The organism is Vibrio sp. 1978, assembly GCF_033344345.1.
Map to the genome: position 1 here is coordinate 1 of NZ_JAWPOP010000575.1, position 649 is coordinate 649.

The window sequence follows — 649 nt, forward strand, 5'->3', positions numbered from 1 at the left end:
TTAAAGGGAATGACATGAAAACGCTTATTTATGACACGTTGATTAGCCTTGCAAGCCAAGAACCAGAACAACATGCACGTATCCGACAAAACCTATATGAACAGTTGGATCTGCCGTTCGATAAGCAACTGGCTTTGTACTCTTGTGCCCTTGGGCCTGCGAGTTCAGGTAAGCTTGAGAGTAGTCAAGGTATCAACAACGCTGTGGATTGCGCCGTTAAACTTCTGGAAACACCAGAGCGCTAATCTACTTCGTTGTCTTTATCACGGCCCAATACCCCAAGGGCCGTTTTTGTTTCTGCGTTTCCTCAACACACTTTTCGACGCCAAACCCTTCTCACCAAACGTGATCTAGTTGCCAGTTTGCTTTTCTTAACTATTTGTTACGTCAACGCATTTTATAACCTACTCATTTACAGCGAGTGGGTTAGGGCGTACATAAGGTTTTGTTGCTTGGAATTTGTTTTTGGATTTTATGTAAATAAAAACAATGGCTTAGTTGTATTTGGTTTGCGGATGGCAAGAGCTGTCATCGACTGGAGGTGATTCACAGACTCTCATTGTGCTAGGCAGGGCGTATCTACGCCTCGATTTTCAGCCTTGAGTTAAGCGCAAAAGGGTGAGGGCGTATCGCGAATAGCTTTTATAAT

General features: G+C 43.8%; 1 protein-coding gene. It reads left to right on the forward strand.

What is annotated here, in order from left to right; translation table 11 throughout:
• Nucleotides 1–14 precede the first annotated feature (14 nt).
• Entirely contained in the window at nt 15–245 is a 231-nt protein-coding gene (locus tag R8N49_RS27905; protein ID WP_005479230.1) for a PAS factor family protein, read from the forward strand.
• The last annotated feature ends 404 nt before the right edge of the window (nt 246–649 follow it).

What these genes read in the sequence shown, in the direction of transcription:
- R8N49_RS27905 (WP_005479230.1), top strand. Translation starts at nt 15, where the DNA reads ATGAAAACGCTTATTTATGACACGTTGATTAGCCTTGCAAGCCAAGAA.